Genomic DNA, 17688 nt, shown 5'->3' on the forward strand with positions numbered 1-17688 from the left:
TCCCTTAGCTTTATACTATTTATTTACTTTCCTTCATTGAATTTACAGTTCTTGGGTATGGTAATACATCTCTGATATTTTTCATACCAGTTACATACATCACCATTCTTTCAAATCCTAATCCATAACCGCCATGTTTTACACCGCCAAATCTTCTTAAATCTGAATACCATGCGTAATCTTTTTTATTAATTCCTTTTATATCCATCAGCTTTTGTAGTGTATCAAAGTCATCTTCTCTTTGAGAACCACCGATTAATTCTCCAACACCAGGCACTAGCATATCCATTGCAGCAACTGTTTTCCCATCTTCATTTAATTTCATATAAAACGATTTAATATCCTTTGGATAGTCGATCACAAATACTGGTCCATTGAATACTTCTTCTGTTAAATATCTTTCATGTTCAGTCTGTAAATCTAATCCCCATGATACAGGGTACTCAAATTTTTTATCTGATTTTTCTAATAATTCAATTGCTTCAGTGTATGTCACTCTTTTAAATTCTGAATTAACTAAATCTTCAAGTCTTTTTTTAATTCCTTTTTCAACAAATTTGTCAAATAAATCCATTTCTTCTGGTAATTTATCTAAAATATGTTTTATTATATATTTAACCATATCTTCTGCCGTATTCATAACATCATTTAGATTTGCAAATGCTATTTCAGGCTCAATCATCCAAAACTCTGCTGCATGTCTAGGTGTATTTGAATTTTCAGCTCTAAATGTCGGTCCAAATGTATATACTTTTGAATATGCCATGGCAAACCCTTCAACTTCAAGTTGTCCACTAACTGTTAGGTTTGATAATGCACCAAAAAAGTCTTGTGAATCATCTATTTTCCCTTCATCATTTTTAGGTGGATTTTCAAAGTCCATTGTCGTTACTCTAAACATTTCTCCCGCACCTTCTGCATCTGACGCTGTTATAATTGGAGTGTGAATATATACAAATTCTCTTTCATTAAAAAATTTATGAATAGCAAAAGCTAGTTCACTTCTTACTCTAAAAACAGCATTAAAAGCATTTGTTCTTACTCTTAGTGAAGGTAAAGTTCTTAAAAACTCAAATGTATGTCTTTTATTTTGTAATGGGTAATCTTTATCAGAATCATTTAGTATTTCTATTTCTTTAGCTTGTATTTCAAAGGATTGCTTAGCCCCTTCAGGTTCAACCAAAACACCTTTAACATTAACAGCTGCATAAATTCCTAATGAAAAAATTTTATCAAAGTTTTCTAATTCTGAACTAACTACCACTTGTAAATTATTAAAAAATGAACCATCATTTATTTCTAAAAATCCGATAGTTTTAGACTCTCTAGATTTTTTAATCCATCCATGAATTTCTACTTCTTTGTTAATATAGTTTTTATATTCTCTAAAAAGTTTTTTTATCTCCATTATTACCTTCCTTAATTTCATTTAAATTTTTATTTATCAATTTTTCAAATCCTATCTGCTTTCTATTATAAAACTTTTGGTCTATAATTTCATCTGGTAAATATTGTTGATCTATCCAAGCATTTTTTTGTAAATGCGGATATTTATATCCTACGCCGTGTTCAAATTCTTTTTTTGTATTATAATTACTATCTCTTAAATGTTTTGGAACTTCAAGGTGTTTATTTTCTCTTACAAATTCCATTGCATCATTAATCGCATTATATACACTATTAGATTTTGGTGCTAAAGACATATATATTGCAGCATTTGATAGTATAATTCTAGACTCTGGCATACCAACCACATTCACTGATTGAAAAGCTGAATTAGCTATATTTATAGCGTTAGGATTTGCTAATCCTATATCTTCACTCGCAAAAATTATTATTCTTCTTGCTATAAACTTAATATCTTCACCCGCAATTAACATTTTTGCTAAATAGTAAACAGTCGCATCTGGATTTGAACCTCTCATTGATTTTATAAATGCTGAAATAGTATCATAATGCTCATCCGCATTTTTATCATATATAGCAGCCTTCTTTATAATAGAATTTTGCATTACATCTAAATTTAATATTATTCTTCCATTTATCTTTTCAGTCGACAACACTGAAACTTCTAAGCTATTAAGTAAAATTCTAGCATCTCCCGAGCTAGTCCTTATTAGATAATTTTGTGCATCTTCTGTAATATCTATATCAAGGTCGCCATATCCATTTATTTTATCATTTAATGCTCTTTTTATTAATTGTTTTAATTCTTCATCATTAAATCTCTCTAACTTTAATACTTGAGATCTAGAAATAAGTGCTTTATTTACTTCAAAAAAAGGATTCTCGGTTGTAGCTCCTATTAAGATTATAAGGCCACTTTCAACATGAGGTAAGAGTGTATCTTGTTGTGATTTATTAAATCTATGAATTTCATCGACAAACAATAATGTTTTTAATGAATACATCGATATATTTTCTTCAGCTCTGGATATTACTAACTTAATTTCCTTTACCCCCGATGAAGTTGCAGATAATTCTACAAAATCCATTTTTGTGGTTTTTGCTATTATATATGCAAGTGTTGTCTTTCCAGTTCCTGGAAGGCCGTAAAATATCATAGATGATAATTTATCTGCTTTAATCATTCTATAAAGTGGCTTGTCTTTAGATATAAGATGACTCTGTCCTATATATTCGTCTAAATTTTTAGGTCTCAATCTAGCTGCTAAGGGTTTGTTACGTTTTATTTCTTCTTCCTTATTCATATTGAAAAAATCCATATTTTCATACATTTTTAGCTCCTAAACAAATAAATGCCTTATTTTAATATAAGGCATTATAATTAGTCTCTTAAATTTTCTATTTCATCAGCAAAAGATTCTACATCTTCGAACTCTCTATATACAGAAGCAAAACGAATATATGCGACTTTATCGATTTCTTTTAGCATTGTCATTACTAAATCTCCAATGTATGCAGATGTAACTTCTTTTTGATTTAAATAGTTTAAATCACGTTCAATTTTATCGACTGCTTTTTCTAAAACATCAATTTTTATTGGTCTTTTTTCACAAGATTTTATTAAACTATTCAATAGCTTTCCACGTTGAAATGTTTCTCTAGTTTCATCTTTTTTGATGATAACTATAGTCTGATCTTCCACTCTTTCATATGTTGTAAATCTTTTTTCACAATTTAAGCAAGATCTTCTACGTCTTACACTTTCATTATCATCAGTTGGTCTTGAGTCTATTACTTTAGAATCAATAAAACCACAAAAAGGACATTTCATAAATCACCTTCAATCTTATCTTAAAAAGTCCGGAATTATAAATCCTCTATCTTCATTGTCTTTATTCTTATTTTTTTTATCATTATTTGAAGATGAAGAACTTATTTTATTAAAATCAAATCCAGTACCAATTACCGTAATTTTAACTTCATCTTTTAGATTTTCATCAAGACCTGCACCAAATATAATATTTGCATCTACGTCTACATGTTCTTTAATTAAATCTGCTGCCTCTTGAACTTCAAGTAAGCCTAAGTCTGATGATGTAATATTGATTAGTACCGCCTTTGCTCCATCTATTGAAGTTTCTAATAATGGTGACTTGATAGCTGCTTTAGCTGCTTCGATTGCTCTATTTTCACCTGATGCAAAACCAATACCCATGTGAGCAACACCTTGCTCTTTCATAACTGATTGAACGTCAGCGAAATCTAAATTAATTATGTTTGGAACAGCAATCAAATCAGATATACCTTTAATACCATCTAATAAGACTTTATCCGCCATCTTAAATGATTCAATAAATGATGTTCTTTTTTCAGCCATTTGTAATAATTTATCATTTGGCACTATGATTAATGTATCAACTGCTTTTTTTAGTCTATCAACACCGCTTTCAGCTTGAACTTGTCTATTTCTACCTTCAAACATAAATGGTTTTGTTACAACAGAAACTGTTAATATGCCCATATCTTTTGCTATTTGTGCAACAACTGGAGCTGCACCTGTACCTGTTCCACCGCCCATACCTGCAGTTACAAACACCATGTCTGCACCTTGTAAAATATTTTCAATTTCTGATTTACTTTCTTCAGCTGCTTTTTCACCTATTTCAGGATTACCACCTGAGCCAAGTCCTCTTGTTAATTTAACTCCAATTTGTAACTGTTGATCTGTATTTAGTGAATCTAATGCTTGCTTATCAGTATTAATAGCTATAAATTCTACACCTTTTACCAATCCTGATTCTTTCATTCTACTAATGGCATTATTACCACCACCACCAACACCAACTACTTTGATTTTTGCTAAACCATCGCCACTAACTTCCATATTAAAATTACTCATTTTTCCTCCGATAATAGTTTATTTCATATTTTATTAAATTAATCTAATTCAATTATATCAGTAAATTACTAATTTTTAAAATAGATTTTATTAAAATTTATTGCTTTTTATTTCTTTTTTTTCATCATAATTATTTTTTCTAGATATGTTCAAAAATATTCCAAACATAATATAAAAAGATATCATTGAGGTCCCTCCATTTGATATGAATGGTAAATTAATTCCTGTATTTGGAACTATTGATAATGATACACCTATATTGATCAACGACTGAATTAAATACATAACACCTATTCCAAAGGCTACAAGTTTAGGAAATCTATCCCTACATCTAAGAGCTTCTCGAATAACAAGATAAGATAATAAAAAAACAATTAAAAGTATTGTTACCGAACCTATAAATCCAAATTCTTCTGCTATCACCGCAAATATCATATCACTGTTCACTTCATTACCTAGGTATCCTTGTTTGAATATAAATCTCCCAAATCCTACACCATCTATTCCACCTCTTGTAACAGCAAATAAACCATTTAAGACTTGCCATCCTAATGTTTTATAGTGTGCTTCTGGATTTATAAAACCAGTAATTCTCGCTAACTGATATGGTTTCAAAATCTTTGTAGATAAAAAAATAGATAGTATAACTAAAACTAGTAGTAAAGGTATGTGTTTACTATTAAATCCACCTACAAAATACATTATTCCTAATGTTAATAACAATACAATTGATGTAGATAAATCTGTTTGCAAAAATATAAGGATAAAAGGAACAAATATTATTGATCCGGTTACTATAAATTGTCTTATATCTTGTTGAGTATTTTTAGTCTTATCAAGGAACCATCCAAAAAAAACTATACTAGTAATTTTAGCAATGTCTGATGGCATAAATGTTATCCCTAGCTTTATCATTCTTTTAGCACCATTTATCGGTACTGATATTCCCGGAACAAAACACAATATAAGTAATACTATAGAAATAGCATAAAGCGTAAATGAATGTCTGTAATAGAGCTTAAAATCTAATCTAGATACTATAAACATCAATGATACTCCAACAATAAAAAAAATAGCTTGTCTTGTAAAGTAATAATATTTACTTAATCCAAACTTTACCGTTAAATAGGAACTAGAACTCAATAAAATAAATAAACCCATTATTCCTAGTGCGATAACAATAAAAGCAACTTTATTATTAAATTTTACTTTATTATGTTCACTCTTAAAATACTCATTTTTAAAAGTATTTATTATTCCGAGTTTTTTATATTTCTTTTTCATATAAGTCCATTACTATTTTTTTAAAGTGATTTCCACGTTCTATATAATTTTTATACATATCCCAACTTGCACAAGCTGGAGAAAATAATACAGTATCTCCATTTACTGATTTGTCAAAACTTAATTTAACCGCTTCTTCTAAATCTTCTACTATTTTTATTTCCTTGATATTATGTTTTTTTGCACATTTTTCAATCTTATATTTTGTAACTCCAAAAAGCACCAAAAGTTTAATGTTTTTATTGTTCATAAATAAGTTATCGTAATTAGAATCTTTATCATATCCACCTGCGATTAATAATACATTATGCTTAAATGAATTTAGTGCTACTTTTGTCGATTCTACATTTGTACCTTTAGAATCATTAAAATATTTTACACCATTTATACTTGTCACATATTCCATTCTATGCTCAATTGAATTAAATGATTTTACAGTTTCAAATATTTTTGCTATATCATTTATATATTCTTTTGTGGCAAGTATTGCCGCCATAATATTCTCCATATTATGTTTTCCTAAAAGTTTAACGTCACTTGTCTTAATACTTGAGCCCATAACATATATTAAATCATCTTGTAAATAAGCATCTGATTTTTCTTTTGTAGAATAATATAATATCTTTGATTTTGACTTTATGTCTTTTAAAATTTCATCATCTTTATTTAAAATTAGTATATCTGTTTCTAATTGATTTTTAAAAATTTTCAGCTTTGCATCTTTATATGCTTCAAAGCTACCATGCCAGTCGATATGATCTTCGGTAATATTTGAAATCACGGCGACTTTAGGCCTAAACATATACGTAGAGTCTAATTGAAAACTTGACATTTCAATAATATATATAGTGTCTTCATCTTCATTTAACATATCTAATAATATTCCCGTACCTATATTTCCAGCAGATTTTGCTTTAATATTATTTTTTTTAAGTATTTCTGTAATTAAAGACGTTATTGTGGTTTTACCATTTGTACCAGTTATAGCAATAAATCTATCCCCACCATAAAACCTATATGCTAGTTCAATATCAGATATTACTTCTATATCATTTTCTATGGCACTTTCTATTAATTTATGCGTATTTTTTATCCCTGGGCTTCTTAAAACAAACTCTATTTCATCCCATCTTATTAAATCAATGTTTTTTAATATTTTACTTTCATCAATTTTCAAAAATGAAAGTTCTGATAAAATAAAGTTTAATTCTCTATCATCATAAATTAGTACATCATAATCTTTTAATTTTAACGCTTCAATTGAGGCCTTTCCTGTAATTCCAATTCCAAAAACTATAACTTTTTTCATATTACTCGCCTAAATTATTACCAAAGTCAACAACGTCAACAGTACACTTATAGTTGTAAATGTTGCAACTATCTTAGTTTCTTTGTATCCCTCTAATTCAAAATGATGATGTATAGGGGTCATCTTGAAAAATCTTTTCCCATTTGTTTTCTTAAAATAAATTCTTTGAATAATAACAGAAAGTGCTTCAATGAAGAATATTCCACCGATTATAACTAAATATATAGGCTTATTGATTGCAATCAACATTGAAACTATCGCTCCCCCTATAGCCATAGAACCAGTATCGCCCATGAAAATAGAAGCTGGATAAGTATTAAAAACTAAGAATCCTATTAATGCTCCTATTAATGATAATGCCAATCCTGCTATTGATGATTTTTCAATACTTGTCATTATAAATATACCTATTAATATTGGTATTGATACAGACGAGAGTAACCCATCTATACCATCCGTAAAGTTTACAGCATTAACTGAACCAACCATAATAAAAACTAAAATTGGAATTGATAATATTCCTAAATTCAAACTCGAATTAAAAAAGGGTATCTCTAAATTTCCCATTGGTATTGGTAATATAAAATAAAATACTAGCAACAATACAAATGAAGTGATTATTTGAATTAATAATTTCTGTCTTTCACTTAATCCAAGACTACTATTTTTAGTTACTTTTTCAAAGTCATCTATAAAGCCGATTATTCCAAATGCTAAAGTGGATAGTATTATAAATATAAAATTTGAATCTATTTTAACAAAAAGTATACTGATTATTAAAAAAGATATAATGAATGCTATCCCTCCCATTGTTGGTGTACCACTTTTTGATAAATGCCCTTGATTACCTTCCTTCCTGATTGGTTGCCCAAAATTTAGATTTTTAATTACAGGTATCTGTATTATCAATAATATAATAGTAAACAATATTGATAATATTACTATTTGTGCTTGCATTTTATTCCCCCGTGTATAAAATTACTTCTTTACTATTATTGAATATTTGACCTTGTTCAATCGACTGTTTTTTTATTTTTTTACCATTTCCTTCTATCTTAAATTTAATATTATTTTGTTTTAAAATTTCTTTAGCTTGATCTATATCAATATCAATAAGGTTAGGCATTTTAATGTTTTCTGATATATCAATATTAATCGATTGACCCTTTTCAATCAAATTATTTACTTTTGGATATTGCTCGTTAATAATATTATATTTTCCAACTTTTCTATTTGATTTCAATGATAATCCTATATCTTCTAATATTTTCATCGCTTCTTCTACACTTTTACCTTCGATATTAGGTACATTTATATTTTTATCATTTATAATTGGAGAATTTTGAGACTCTAAATCTAAAATTTCTTTTATTATTTTTTTAACAGTTTGTGTTGGCGCCCCAGATGAACGCTTACTTATTTGAGGCTCGTCAAAATTTATATATATAGAATACTTAGGATTTTCAGCAGGAAAAGCTACGTATATAGATGTAGCTACAGCTTCATCATTTTCTTCATCACTCTTTATATCAAATATAGTTTCTTTTTTATATTTAACAGAAGTACCTGTTTTGGCTGCTACATTAATTCCTAAGTCTTTATATAGATTATAATCTTCACCGGTTGCCCTCATATGTTCTCTCATAATTTCTGACGTTTTTTTAGAAATTGTTCTCCCTAAAAAATTACTATTATTTTTTAGAATGGTTTCACCTGATTTTGATTTTACTTCTTTTAATAAATGTGGTTTATAATAATAACCTCCATTTACAATAGAGTTTACAGCAGATATTATTTGAAATGAATTTACATTTAAATAGTGACCGTAACTTAATGTTGCAAAATCAACATTTTTAATATCATATTTTTGAGGGAAAAATCCACTAACTTCATTTGGTAGATCAATTCCAGTTTTTTTGCCATACCTAAATTTTTTTCCAAAATCAATATAATCTTTAACACCTATATCTTTTGCTATTTCTACAAAAACAGGGTTTGAAGACATTACAAGTGCCTTTTTCATATCCATTTCTCCAAAAGGAGATTTTTTATAGTTGTATATTCTAACACCTCTAGCGATATCAAGATATCCCTTATCCTCATAAATTTTATTTTCTAGTTCTGGATGTGATTCTAATGCTATTGCCGAAGTAACTGTTTTATGGACTGAGCCCGGATCAAATTGATCTGAAACTGTCTTGTTATTCCATCTTGATTGTAAATATTTCCCAATCTCTTCAGGCTTTAAATTGTTTAAGAAAATTTGATCTATTTCCGATTCTAATTTTCTAGGATTATTTAAATCGAATCCTGGAAGAGATTCCATGGCAAGGATTTCTCCATTATTTGGATTCATAACTATGGCTTTTATATTCATGGGTAAATACTTAGTAAATGCATCTTTTAGTGTTTTTGTAAGTATTTTTTGTATATCTAAATCAATGGTCGTGGAAATGTCTCTTGATTTTTCTGGATCAATTTTACTCTTATCTAAATATGGAATTTCTGTTCCTTGTATTGTTTTATAAAATTCCCTATAACCATTTTTCCCAGACAGCACATTATCATAATAATTTTCTAATCCATATTTAGTTTTTCCATTATTGTCAATAAATCCGATTGTATTAGAAAGAAGATCATTGTTTGGATAAAATCTTTCATTAGATTTTATATATCTTAAATAGCTTATATTTAATAGTTCCAATCGTGATTTTTGACTTTTAGAAATATTTTTATATATTTGTCCTTCTATTTCTTTATTAATATACTTATATATATGCGATTCATCTATTTCAAGTATTTTAGCGATCTTTGATATATCTTCTCTTTTATAAGTTGGTAAGGATGCCAACTTTGAAACTTCTTCTTTTTCTGCCTCGTTCAATTTACTAAATTCTTTATCAGACTTTTTTATATTTTCTGCCAGTTCACTTTTCTCTACAGATGTCACGGGCATAATGTATAAATTTTCGATTTCTTGCGAAATAGCTAGTGGGTTTCCCTTTCTGTCAAAGATATTTCCCCTTTCAGGCTTTATAATCTCTCCTACTTTTGATGTGTTTTTTCCTTTATGTTTATAATCATATGCATCTAATATTTGCAAATTAAAAAGTCTAAATATAAATATAAAAAGAAATAAAGCTAAAAACAATGTGAAAATACGTATTTTTTCATTAGTTTTTAGCTTTCTCTTTTTTTTCTCATTTTATTCCTCATTATCTAAATATATTTGAAAATATTGAAAATATATTTGTTTTAGGATTTTGTGTTGTAGATTCAGCTTTAGAATCACGTATTTCCACACTGGTACCTTTATTTTCAAGTTTTACAATTTGTTCATCTTTCGGAAATGCCATCCCCAGCTTTGAAGTGGCAAGACTTCTAATCCTTTCAGCTGATCTATATGGTTTAGCTATATTTTCAAGATTATTAATTTCTATTTTATAATCTTTATTTTCAGCAGTAATAACATTTTTATTACTATTTATGCCTACCATTTCTGCGTAACCTACGATAAACATCATTATTAAAATTATTGTTGCACAAATATTTATGACGATAATTTTTTTCTTAATTGTTAAATATTTTTTTCTTTTTGCAATTCTTTCAGAACTAATAATTTTTTCTTTTTTGTGTAAGTTATCGTATTGTCTTTCCATATTAAGGGATTTAATATTTTCCATTTTTACTCCTATAACTTTTCACAAACTCTTAATTTAGCAGATCTTGATCTATTATTAGATTTAATTTCTTCTTCGCTTGCTACTATCGGTTTTTTATTTATGACTTTTACTTGTTCTTTTTTATTGCACACACAAATAGGTAATTCAGGTGGACATGAACACCCCTTTGATAAATCCTTAAAGTTAGACTTTACAATTCTATCTTCTAAAGAGTGAAAAGTTATAATTGCTAATCTTCCACCTTTTTTTAACCTATCTACCGCAGAATGTATCCCTGTTTCAAGTACATCCAGTTCTTTATTCACTTCAATTCTTAATGCTTGAAAAATTTTTTTTGCTGGATGCTTTCCTTCCATTCTCACTTTTTTAGGAATTGCTTTTTTTATAATTTCTACCAAATCATAGGTAGTAACTATTTCTTTTTCTTTTCTAGCATTTACAATGAATTCAGCTATTCTCATTCCCCATTTTTCTTCTCCATAGTTCCAAAAAATGTTTTCTAAATCTTCTTTTGAATAAGTATTGATTATGTCTTTTGCTGTAAAATCAGAATCTTGATTCATCCTCATATCTAATTCAGCGTTTTGATGATACGAAAATCCTCTCTTTCCCTCATCTAACTGATATGAGGAAACTCCAATATCCATTAAAACTCCGTCTACTAGATCAATTCCTAATTCATCTAAAATCTTACCTAAATATGCATAATTACATTTTATAAAAAATACTCTATTTCTATATTCTTTTAGAACCTCTGTTGCATGAATCAGTGCATCTTGGTCTTGGTCTATGGCTACAAGCCTACCATTTGGCCCCATATTTTTAAGAATTTCTATTGAGTGGCCAGCTCCTCCAACTGTGCAATCTACATATATTCCATTTTCTTTAATATTTAACGCTTCTATTGTTTCTTTTGACAATACAGGCTCATGATTAAATTGCATAACTTTCATCTCTTTCTCATTTATTTTATTTGTTTTTAAATATAATATCTAAATATCTAATTCTTCAAAATCTTCTACTATATCTTCATATGAATTTGTAGAGTCGTTTATATACTCTTCGTATTTTTCTTTGTCCCAAATTTCAATTCTTGATGAAACACCTATGATTTGTGCTTCAGAACTAATATTGGCATATTCTCTTAAATTTTGTGGAATTACAAATCTTCCTTGTTTATCAAATTCTAGTTCTCTAGCAGGTGCATAAAATAGTCTTTCAAATTGTCTAGCTTTTTTTGATGTTAGTTTAAGCAGCTTTGTCTTTTCTTCCAATCTTTTCCATTCATTTTGATCATACACAAATACGCAACCTTCCATTCCCTTGGTTACGTAAAAACTATTACCTAAACCATCTCTAAATTTTGATGGCATGATGACTCTTCCTTTATTATCAATTGAATGTGTATATTCGCCAATAAACATATTACACCACTTTCTTCCACTAAGCTACCACTATCTATCCACTTGATTATATTTTATATAATTATTATCTAAATTGCAAGACTTTTAAATAAAAAAATTGCTGATTAAAAAATTAATCAGCAATTTTTTTGTTTTTTTTATTAAGTACGAGTTTTTATAATAAAAAGTCGTAAAATTAATGTGAATATAATATGTAAAGTAGCTATTTAATTAAATAATTACATTGATATTATTACATTATTTTTATATTTATATTTTAATGATATTAAAAAATGTATATACGTATTTTTTTGACCATATAATTATTGTATAAATCCAAAATGTAATAAAGCTGCGTAAATTCCTTCACTGTCATTATCTTTAGTTACATAATTAGCTACCTCTTTTACCTCTTCTTGTGCATTTCCCATAGCAACACCATACTTAGAAAACTCTACTAATTCTTTATCATTCATAGAATCACCAAAGGACATCATAGTTTCAGGATCAAGATTTAATTTTTTCAAAGCATAAGCTTTATTCGATTCAGGTCTTATAAATTCCATGAAAAATGGAGCCGTTTGCACAACATGTATTTTATCTCCAAATTTATCCTTATATTCATTTATAGTTTCTTTTATAATTTCAGGTTCAACTATGGTTAATATTTTATTTATATGATCATTGGCATAATTTTCAATAAATTCAACTTCTTTTAATAAAAATCCGCCTACCCTAGCTTCTCTTTCCATTATATTATGAGCTTCTCCATTCAATGTTATATTTCCACCATACACATTTTTTACTAAAAAATATTTGCCATATTCTAGCATAGGTTAAATTGGTTTATCTTCAAAAGATTTTAATATTTCCTGTACCAAAGTTTTATCTATGGGTGTATCATATATATACTTATTATTTTTAATATCATAACCTATCGAACCATTATTTGAAACAATAATTCCAGAATATTGATCAATTTTTAATTCTTTTGCTAGATTTAACATAGACTTTATAGGTCTTCCTGAGGCTAAAATTAATCTAACACCTTTTTTTTGCAATTCTAGTAAGGCCTTTTTTGTTTTAGGCATAATATTAAAATTACTATCTAATAGTGTTCCATCTATATCTAAAACTATTGTCTTTATGTCCATCACAATCTCCTTATTTACTTTTGTAATAATTTATTTTTTTTTCTTTTGAAAAATAAATAAAACGCATTAGTATGAAATCTCTATCTGAATATCTCTGCTATCATACATCTTGCTGAACCACCGCCCAATTGTTCAATTATACCTATTTCTACTATGGTGATTGGAAGTTTTACTTCAATTTTTTTTATTTGTTCTTTTGTTAATGCACTAAAAGCTGTTCTTGACATTATTATAAATTTTCCTTGTTCTCCTTGAAGCTCAAGTATATTACCAGAAAAATTTAATATTTGCTCTCCATTTAACTCTATTACTTCATGTGTTTTTAAAAGTTCGGATATAATATCATCATTATATTCTTCTTCAATCAGGTCTTTAGCAACAAATGCAAAATCCGATGTTACACTCATCATCACATTAGTATGGTATATTTCTTTGCCCATTTGTTTAGAAATAAAAGAAAATGGGGTATATCCTAATTTCAAAGATATATCCTCAAATAATTTTTTATCAGCTCTTTTAGATAATGAACAATATGATTTTTTATTTTTCCTATCAAAAACAATTGCTCCCGTACCTTCTAATACAACATCTTGTTTTGATAAATCAATAATATTCGAAGGATTATATATTTCTAATAATTCGTCTTTAAATTTATCTATCTCATTTCTTCTATTTTTAGTAAACATTGAATAAATCACTAAATCTCCATTATGTGTAGAAAACCAATTATTAGGAAAAATACTATCTGGTGTATATGGTGTTAGTGTATCTTTTAATACATTTACTTTTACACCTTTTTCTAATAGTATTTTCACAAAATTATTAAATTCATTAAGCGCTAACAATTGAATGGTTTCATCATTTAATTCGGTTTCATTTTGATATAAATTATCTATTGAAGTCTGTTTATTATAGTTAAATCTAATTGGTTCTATCATTAGAACTTCGCTTGTAGATTGCATATTTTTCTCCCTAATAATTATGTGTTTATATTCTTTAATAAGTATATTTTTATTATCTGATACATTATATATTTATAATTACATTATTGCAATAAATATTTTTAATCTAAAAAGCAGGAGTTATCTCCTACTTTTTAGATATTTTAATTTGTCTTTACTGTAATAAATTTGTCCCTGTTTTTTTCTCTATTTATATATAATATCACTAATCCAATCACTATAAAGATAATAGATACAAGTTGAGATACTCTAATTGGTCCCCACCATAAACTATCAGTTCTCAATCCCTCTACGAAGAATCTTAAAACGCCGTATCCTATTAAATAAATCGATGTTTCAGTTCCCGGCTTTGTATTTTTATTTCTAACATAAAAATATAGTATTGCAAATATTATAAAATTACCCAAAGATTCGTAAAAGAAAGTTGGATGATATTTTTTTCCATCAATAATTAATGCCCATGGTAAATCTGTCGGTCCTCCATGTGCTTCATTATTTAAAAAATTCCCCCATCTTCCTATTGACTGTGCTAGCGGTATAAATATTGCAATTATATCTGATATCTTGAAAAAACTTAAATTTTTCTTTTTTGCTAGTATATAACCTACTATCACACCAGCTATTACACCTCCATATATAGCAAGACCTCCATCCCTAATATTTATCATATCAATTATATTATTAAATTTATCGAATTCAAAAATTACATAATATATTCTAGCTCCAATTATTGCTGCTGGCAATATCCATAATGCTAAGTCGTAGATTATATCTTCATCTCCACCTCTTCTTTTTAATTCTCTTGCTGATAAAATTGTAGCTAAAAGCATCCCTGCTACTATTAATATTCCATACCAATACACTTCTATACCTAAAAATGAAAATGCTATTCTACTTCCATTATATTCAAACATATTTAACTCCTATCTTTTTTTATAAAATAATATGCACCAATAATAACTGAATTTATTACTAGTATCATTCCCGAACTTTTAGCTATTTCAATAGCTAGACTCATAAAGTATTCTTGCGGCAACATTCTAATCATTAAATCTGTATTTGGATTTAATAACCATAAATCATTATTAAAAAATATTTCATGAAACTTAACAAAAGCTACATCAAAATTTATTGATGCTAATATTGCAATTATTGTAAAAATAGTTAGTATACTAAACCATGAAAATGTAAAATATTTTATGTTTTCACTTTTAATTTTTGTTGATTTAGAAATAAATAAATATGCTAAAATTACAAAAATAATAAAACTATTACTAAAGTAATCTGCAATATTGTAAAGTCCATGAACATCTCTCATATGTCGAACTTCTTTTTCGTTAAAATCATCCAACAAATTTTCATCACCTATATCTATATATTTTATAAGCTTATTATATGTTTTTTCTAGTTTTTCCTGACTTACCCCTGCATAACTCTTTATATCATTTTTAAGAGAAAATTCTTTATAATAATCCGTATCATTTGTTATATTTTTTACTGGAACTAATATATTATATAAAACAAAATATAAAGCCAATATAAAGGCAAGTATTTTTCTGAAAAATTTGTTTATCCAAATATTATTTAATTTATTTTTAAAGTCACTCAATTATTTCTCCATTTTTCACCTGTAGTAAAATAGTTTCAAGATTTTTAATTTCTATATTTGCACTCGTTATTTCCAATAAGTCGGTTTTGAATCTCTCAAATTCTTCTATTCTAATATACATTATATCTTTAATTTTTTCTAAATAATCTCTTTTTTTTATATAAAAATTATTTTCACTTATATAGTTATCTATCTTACCCAAATAAGTATAATCAAAAGAAATACTTACTTTATAGTGATTTCTCATCCAGACTATATCTGTTAATTTTAAAACATCACTTACTGCACCGCCATATGCTCGTATAAGCCCCGATGCACCAAGTTTTATACCACCAAAATATCTTGTCACAACTACTGCAACATCTGTTAAGTCTTCTTTTAAAAGAACTTCTAGCATTGGTATCCCTGCTGTACCTTGAGGTTCTCCATTATCACTATATCTTTGTGTTAATTTAGTATCACCATTAATATAAGCCCAGCAATTATGTGTTGCTGTTCTATGTTCTTTAGAAATTGTTTCAATAAATTTTACAGACTCTTCTTCATTATTACATCTCTTAATATTCGCAATAAATCTAGATTTCTTAATTTCGTTCTCGATTTTATTTTGCCCTAATATTGTTTTATATTCTCTATTCATTTATAAAATACTTTCTAAATTTTTCCATTTGTTTATCTTTAATATAAATATGAGTTTCAACTCCATCTCCTCTGAATTTTTCTTCATCTTTTTTTTCTATATCTATATATTCAAAAAACTTGTCATAATTATTGTATGGCAATAATACTTTGTAGGAATTATAATCTTCAAAAAGTAATTTTTGTATTTCTTCAACAAGTTTATCTATATCTTCATCATTATATGCAGAAATATATATTTCATTTTCCGCCTCTTCATAAAATCTAAAATTTTTATTTTTATCAATTTTATTAAGCACATACAAAATTTTCTTACCCTCTATATTCATATCTTTTAATACACTATTTGTAGCATCTAGTTGAATTTTATAATATTCGTTTGAACTATCCACAACTATTATGATTAGGTCCGAATATTCTATTTCATCCAATGTAGATTTAAATGATTCAACTAGTTTTGTTGGTAAATTTGAAATAAATCCTACTGTATCCGTTAAAATTATATTTTTATTATTTGGTAATTTTATATTTCTAGCTGATGTATCTAGAGTTGCAAAAAGTAAATTATCTGAATATACCCCTTTTTCATGTTCAGAAAATTTTTCTACTATTTTATTTAAGATTGTTGATTTTCCAGCATTAGTATATCCAATAAGTGATACAACAGGTATGCTTGAATTGGATCTCTGGAATTTTTTACACCTCTTTGTCTTGCAACATTTTCCAATTTATTTTTAATGGTATTAATTTCCCTTTGCACAGCTCTTCTATCAGTTTCTAATTTTTGCTCCCCCGGTCCTCTTGTACCTATACCAGCACCTTCTCTAGAAAGATAATTTCTAAATCCAACAAGACGGGGTAATCTATATTCTAGCTGAGCTAACATAACTTGTAATTTAGCTTCTTTAGTTCTTGCTCTAGTAGCAAAAATATCCAATATTAAGCCTGTTCTATCTATAATTTTTTTATTTATAACCTCTTCTAAATTTCTAATTTGAGAACCAGTCAATTCATTATTAAATACGATCGTATCAGCTTCTAAACTTTTGGCTAATTCACAAATTTCTTGTGCCTTTCCAGATCCTATATAAAATTTAGCATCTATTTTTTCCGAGTTTTGGATCACTGTTGATACAACTTCTGACTTAGATGCTCTAACCAATTCTTTTATTTCAGTAATTTTAGAATCTAATTCTTCTTGAGTTATTTTACTATCTCTATTTAAATGTACTACAATTATTTTTTCTTTAAACATATTTTTTACACCTTTATTTATTATAACATAACCAATTAGTCTTAATATTTAATTTAGATACCCAATATGCTATAATTAAAAATA

17 protein-coding genes and 1 pseudogene are annotated in these 17688 nt (G+C 27.3%); all 18 read right to left on the reverse strand.

Annotated features, from left to right (window positions below):
• Positions 1–19: 19 nt before the first annotated feature.
• Positions 20–1408 (reverse strand): asparagine--tRNA ligase, encoded by a 1389-nt coding sequence (asnS, locus tag AC4KN9_RS04740; protein ID WP_491017487.1) that lies wholly within the window; start codon positions 1406–1408, stop codon positions 20–22.
• Positions 1386–2726 carry a replication-associated recombination protein A gene (locus tag AC4KN9_RS04745; protein WP_491017944.1) on the reverse strand — a complete coding sequence of 447 codons (1341 nt, stop codon included), beginning with the start codon at positions 2724–2726 and terminating at the stop codon, positions 1386–1388. The genes asnS and AC4KN9_RS04745 overlap by 23 nt, the downstream gene beginning before the upstream one ends.
• 62 nt (positions 2727–2788) lie before the next feature.
• Positions 2789–3238 (reverse strand): transcriptional regulator NrdR, encoded by a 450-nt coding sequence (gene nrdR / locus AC4KN9_RS04750; protein WP_491017488.1) that lies wholly within the window; start codon positions 3236–3238, stop codon positions 2789–2791.
• A 15-nt stretch (positions 3239–3253) separates the two neighbouring features.
• Positions 3254–4306: a cell division protein FtsZ gene (ftsZ, locus tag AC4KN9_RS04755; protein ID WP_491017489.1), complete on the reverse strand. Its 1053-nt coding sequence runs from the start codon at positions 4304–4306 to the stop codon at positions 3254–3256.
• Between the two features lie 90 nt (positions 4307–4396).
• On the reverse strand, positions 4397–5590 hold the full coding sequence (locus tag AC4KN9_RS04760; protein ID WP_491017490.1) for an FtsW/RodA/SpoVE family cell cycle protein: 1194 nt from the start codon (positions 5588–5590) through the stop codon (positions 4397–4399).
• On the reverse strand, positions 5574–6899 hold the full coding sequence (gene murD / locus AC4KN9_RS04765) for a UDP-N-acetylmuramoyl-L-alanine--D-glutamate ligase (RefSeq protein WP_491017491.1): 1326 nt from the start codon (positions 6897–6899) through the stop codon (positions 5574–5576). Before murD ends, AC4KN9_RS04760 begins: the two co-directional genes overlap by 17 nt.
• Positions 6900–6908: 9 nt before the next feature.
• Complete coding sequence (gene mraY / locus AC4KN9_RS04770) at positions 6909–7856, reverse strand: phospho-N-acetylmuramoyl-pentapeptide-transferase (protein ID WP_491017492.1); 948 nt, start codon at positions 7854–7856, stop codon at positions 6909–6911.
• Position 7857: 1 nt separating this feature from the next.
• Positions 7858–10002, reverse strand: a complete 2145-nt coding sequence (locus tag AC4KN9_RS04775) for a penicillin-binding transpeptidase domain-containing protein (RefSeq protein WP_491017493.1) — start codon at positions 10000–10002, stop codon at positions 7858–7860.
• A 112-nt stretch (positions 10003–10114) separates the two neighbouring features.
• The gene (locus AC4KN9_RS04780; protein WP_491017494.1) at positions 10115–10582 is read right to left on the reverse strand and encodes a hypothetical protein; all 468 of its coding nucleotides are present in this window, start codon (positions 10580–10582) and stop codon (positions 10115–10117) included.
• Positions 10583–10590: 8 nt separating this feature from the next.
• Entirely contained in the window at positions 10591–11526 is a 936-nt protein-coding gene (rsmH, locus tag AC4KN9_RS04785) for a 16S rRNA (cytosine(1402)-N(4))-methyltransferase RsmH (RefSeq protein WP_491017945.1), read from the reverse strand.
• Between the two features lie 48 nt (positions 11527–11574).
• Positions 11575–12006 carry a division/cell wall cluster transcriptional repressor MraZ gene (gene mraZ / locus AC4KN9_RS04790; protein ID WP_491017495.1) on the reverse strand — a complete coding sequence of 144 codons (432 nt, stop codon included), beginning with the start codon at positions 12004–12006 and terminating at the stop codon, positions 11575–11577.
• A 302-nt stretch (positions 12007–12308) separates the two neighbouring features.
• Positions 12309–13139 (reverse strand): annotated as a pseudogene (locus AC4KN9_RS04795) (Cof-type HAD-IIB family hydrolase).
• An 80-nt stretch (positions 13140–13219) separates the two neighbouring features.
• Positions 13220–14101, reverse strand: a complete 882-nt coding sequence (locus tag AC4KN9_RS04800) for an arginine deiminase-related protein (RefSeq protein WP_491017496.1) — start codon at positions 14099–14101, stop codon at positions 13220–13222.
• A 143-nt stretch (positions 14102–14244) separates the two neighbouring features.
• Positions 14245–15015, reverse strand: coding sequence for a prolipoprotein diacylglyceryl transferase (lgt, locus tag AC4KN9_RS04805; RefSeq protein ID WP_491017497.1), 771 nt, complete (start codon positions 15013–15015; stop codon positions 14245–14247).
• A gap of 2 nt (positions 15016–15017) precedes the next feature.
• Entirely contained in the window at positions 15018–15710 is a 693-nt protein-coding gene (locus tag AC4KN9_RS04810; protein ID WP_491017498.1) for a TIGR01906 family membrane protein, read from the reverse strand.
• Positions 15703–16350, reverse strand: a complete 648-nt coding sequence (locus tag AC4KN9_RS04815) for a YigZ family protein (RefSeq protein ID WP_491017499.1) — start codon at positions 16348–16350, stop codon at positions 15703–15705. Before AC4KN9_RS04815 ends, AC4KN9_RS04810 begins: the two co-directional genes overlap by 8 nt.
• Positions 16343–17077, reverse strand: coding sequence for an HflX GTPase family protein (locus AC4KN9_RS04820; protein ID WP_491017946.1), 735 nt, complete (start codon positions 17075–17077; stop codon positions 16343–16345). The genes AC4KN9_RS04815 and AC4KN9_RS04820 overlap by 8 nt, the downstream gene beginning before the upstream one ends.
• Positions 16966–17604 (reverse strand): GTPase HflX, encoded by a 639-nt coding sequence (hflX, locus tag AC4KN9_RS04825; RefSeq protein WP_491017500.1) that lies wholly within the window; start codon positions 17602–17604, stop codon positions 16966–16968. Before hflX ends, AC4KN9_RS04820 begins: the two co-directional genes overlap by 112 nt.
• Positions 17605–17688 lie beyond the last annotated feature (84 nt).

The organism is Helcococcus sp. SA-HE-C1, from assembly GCF_985670335.1.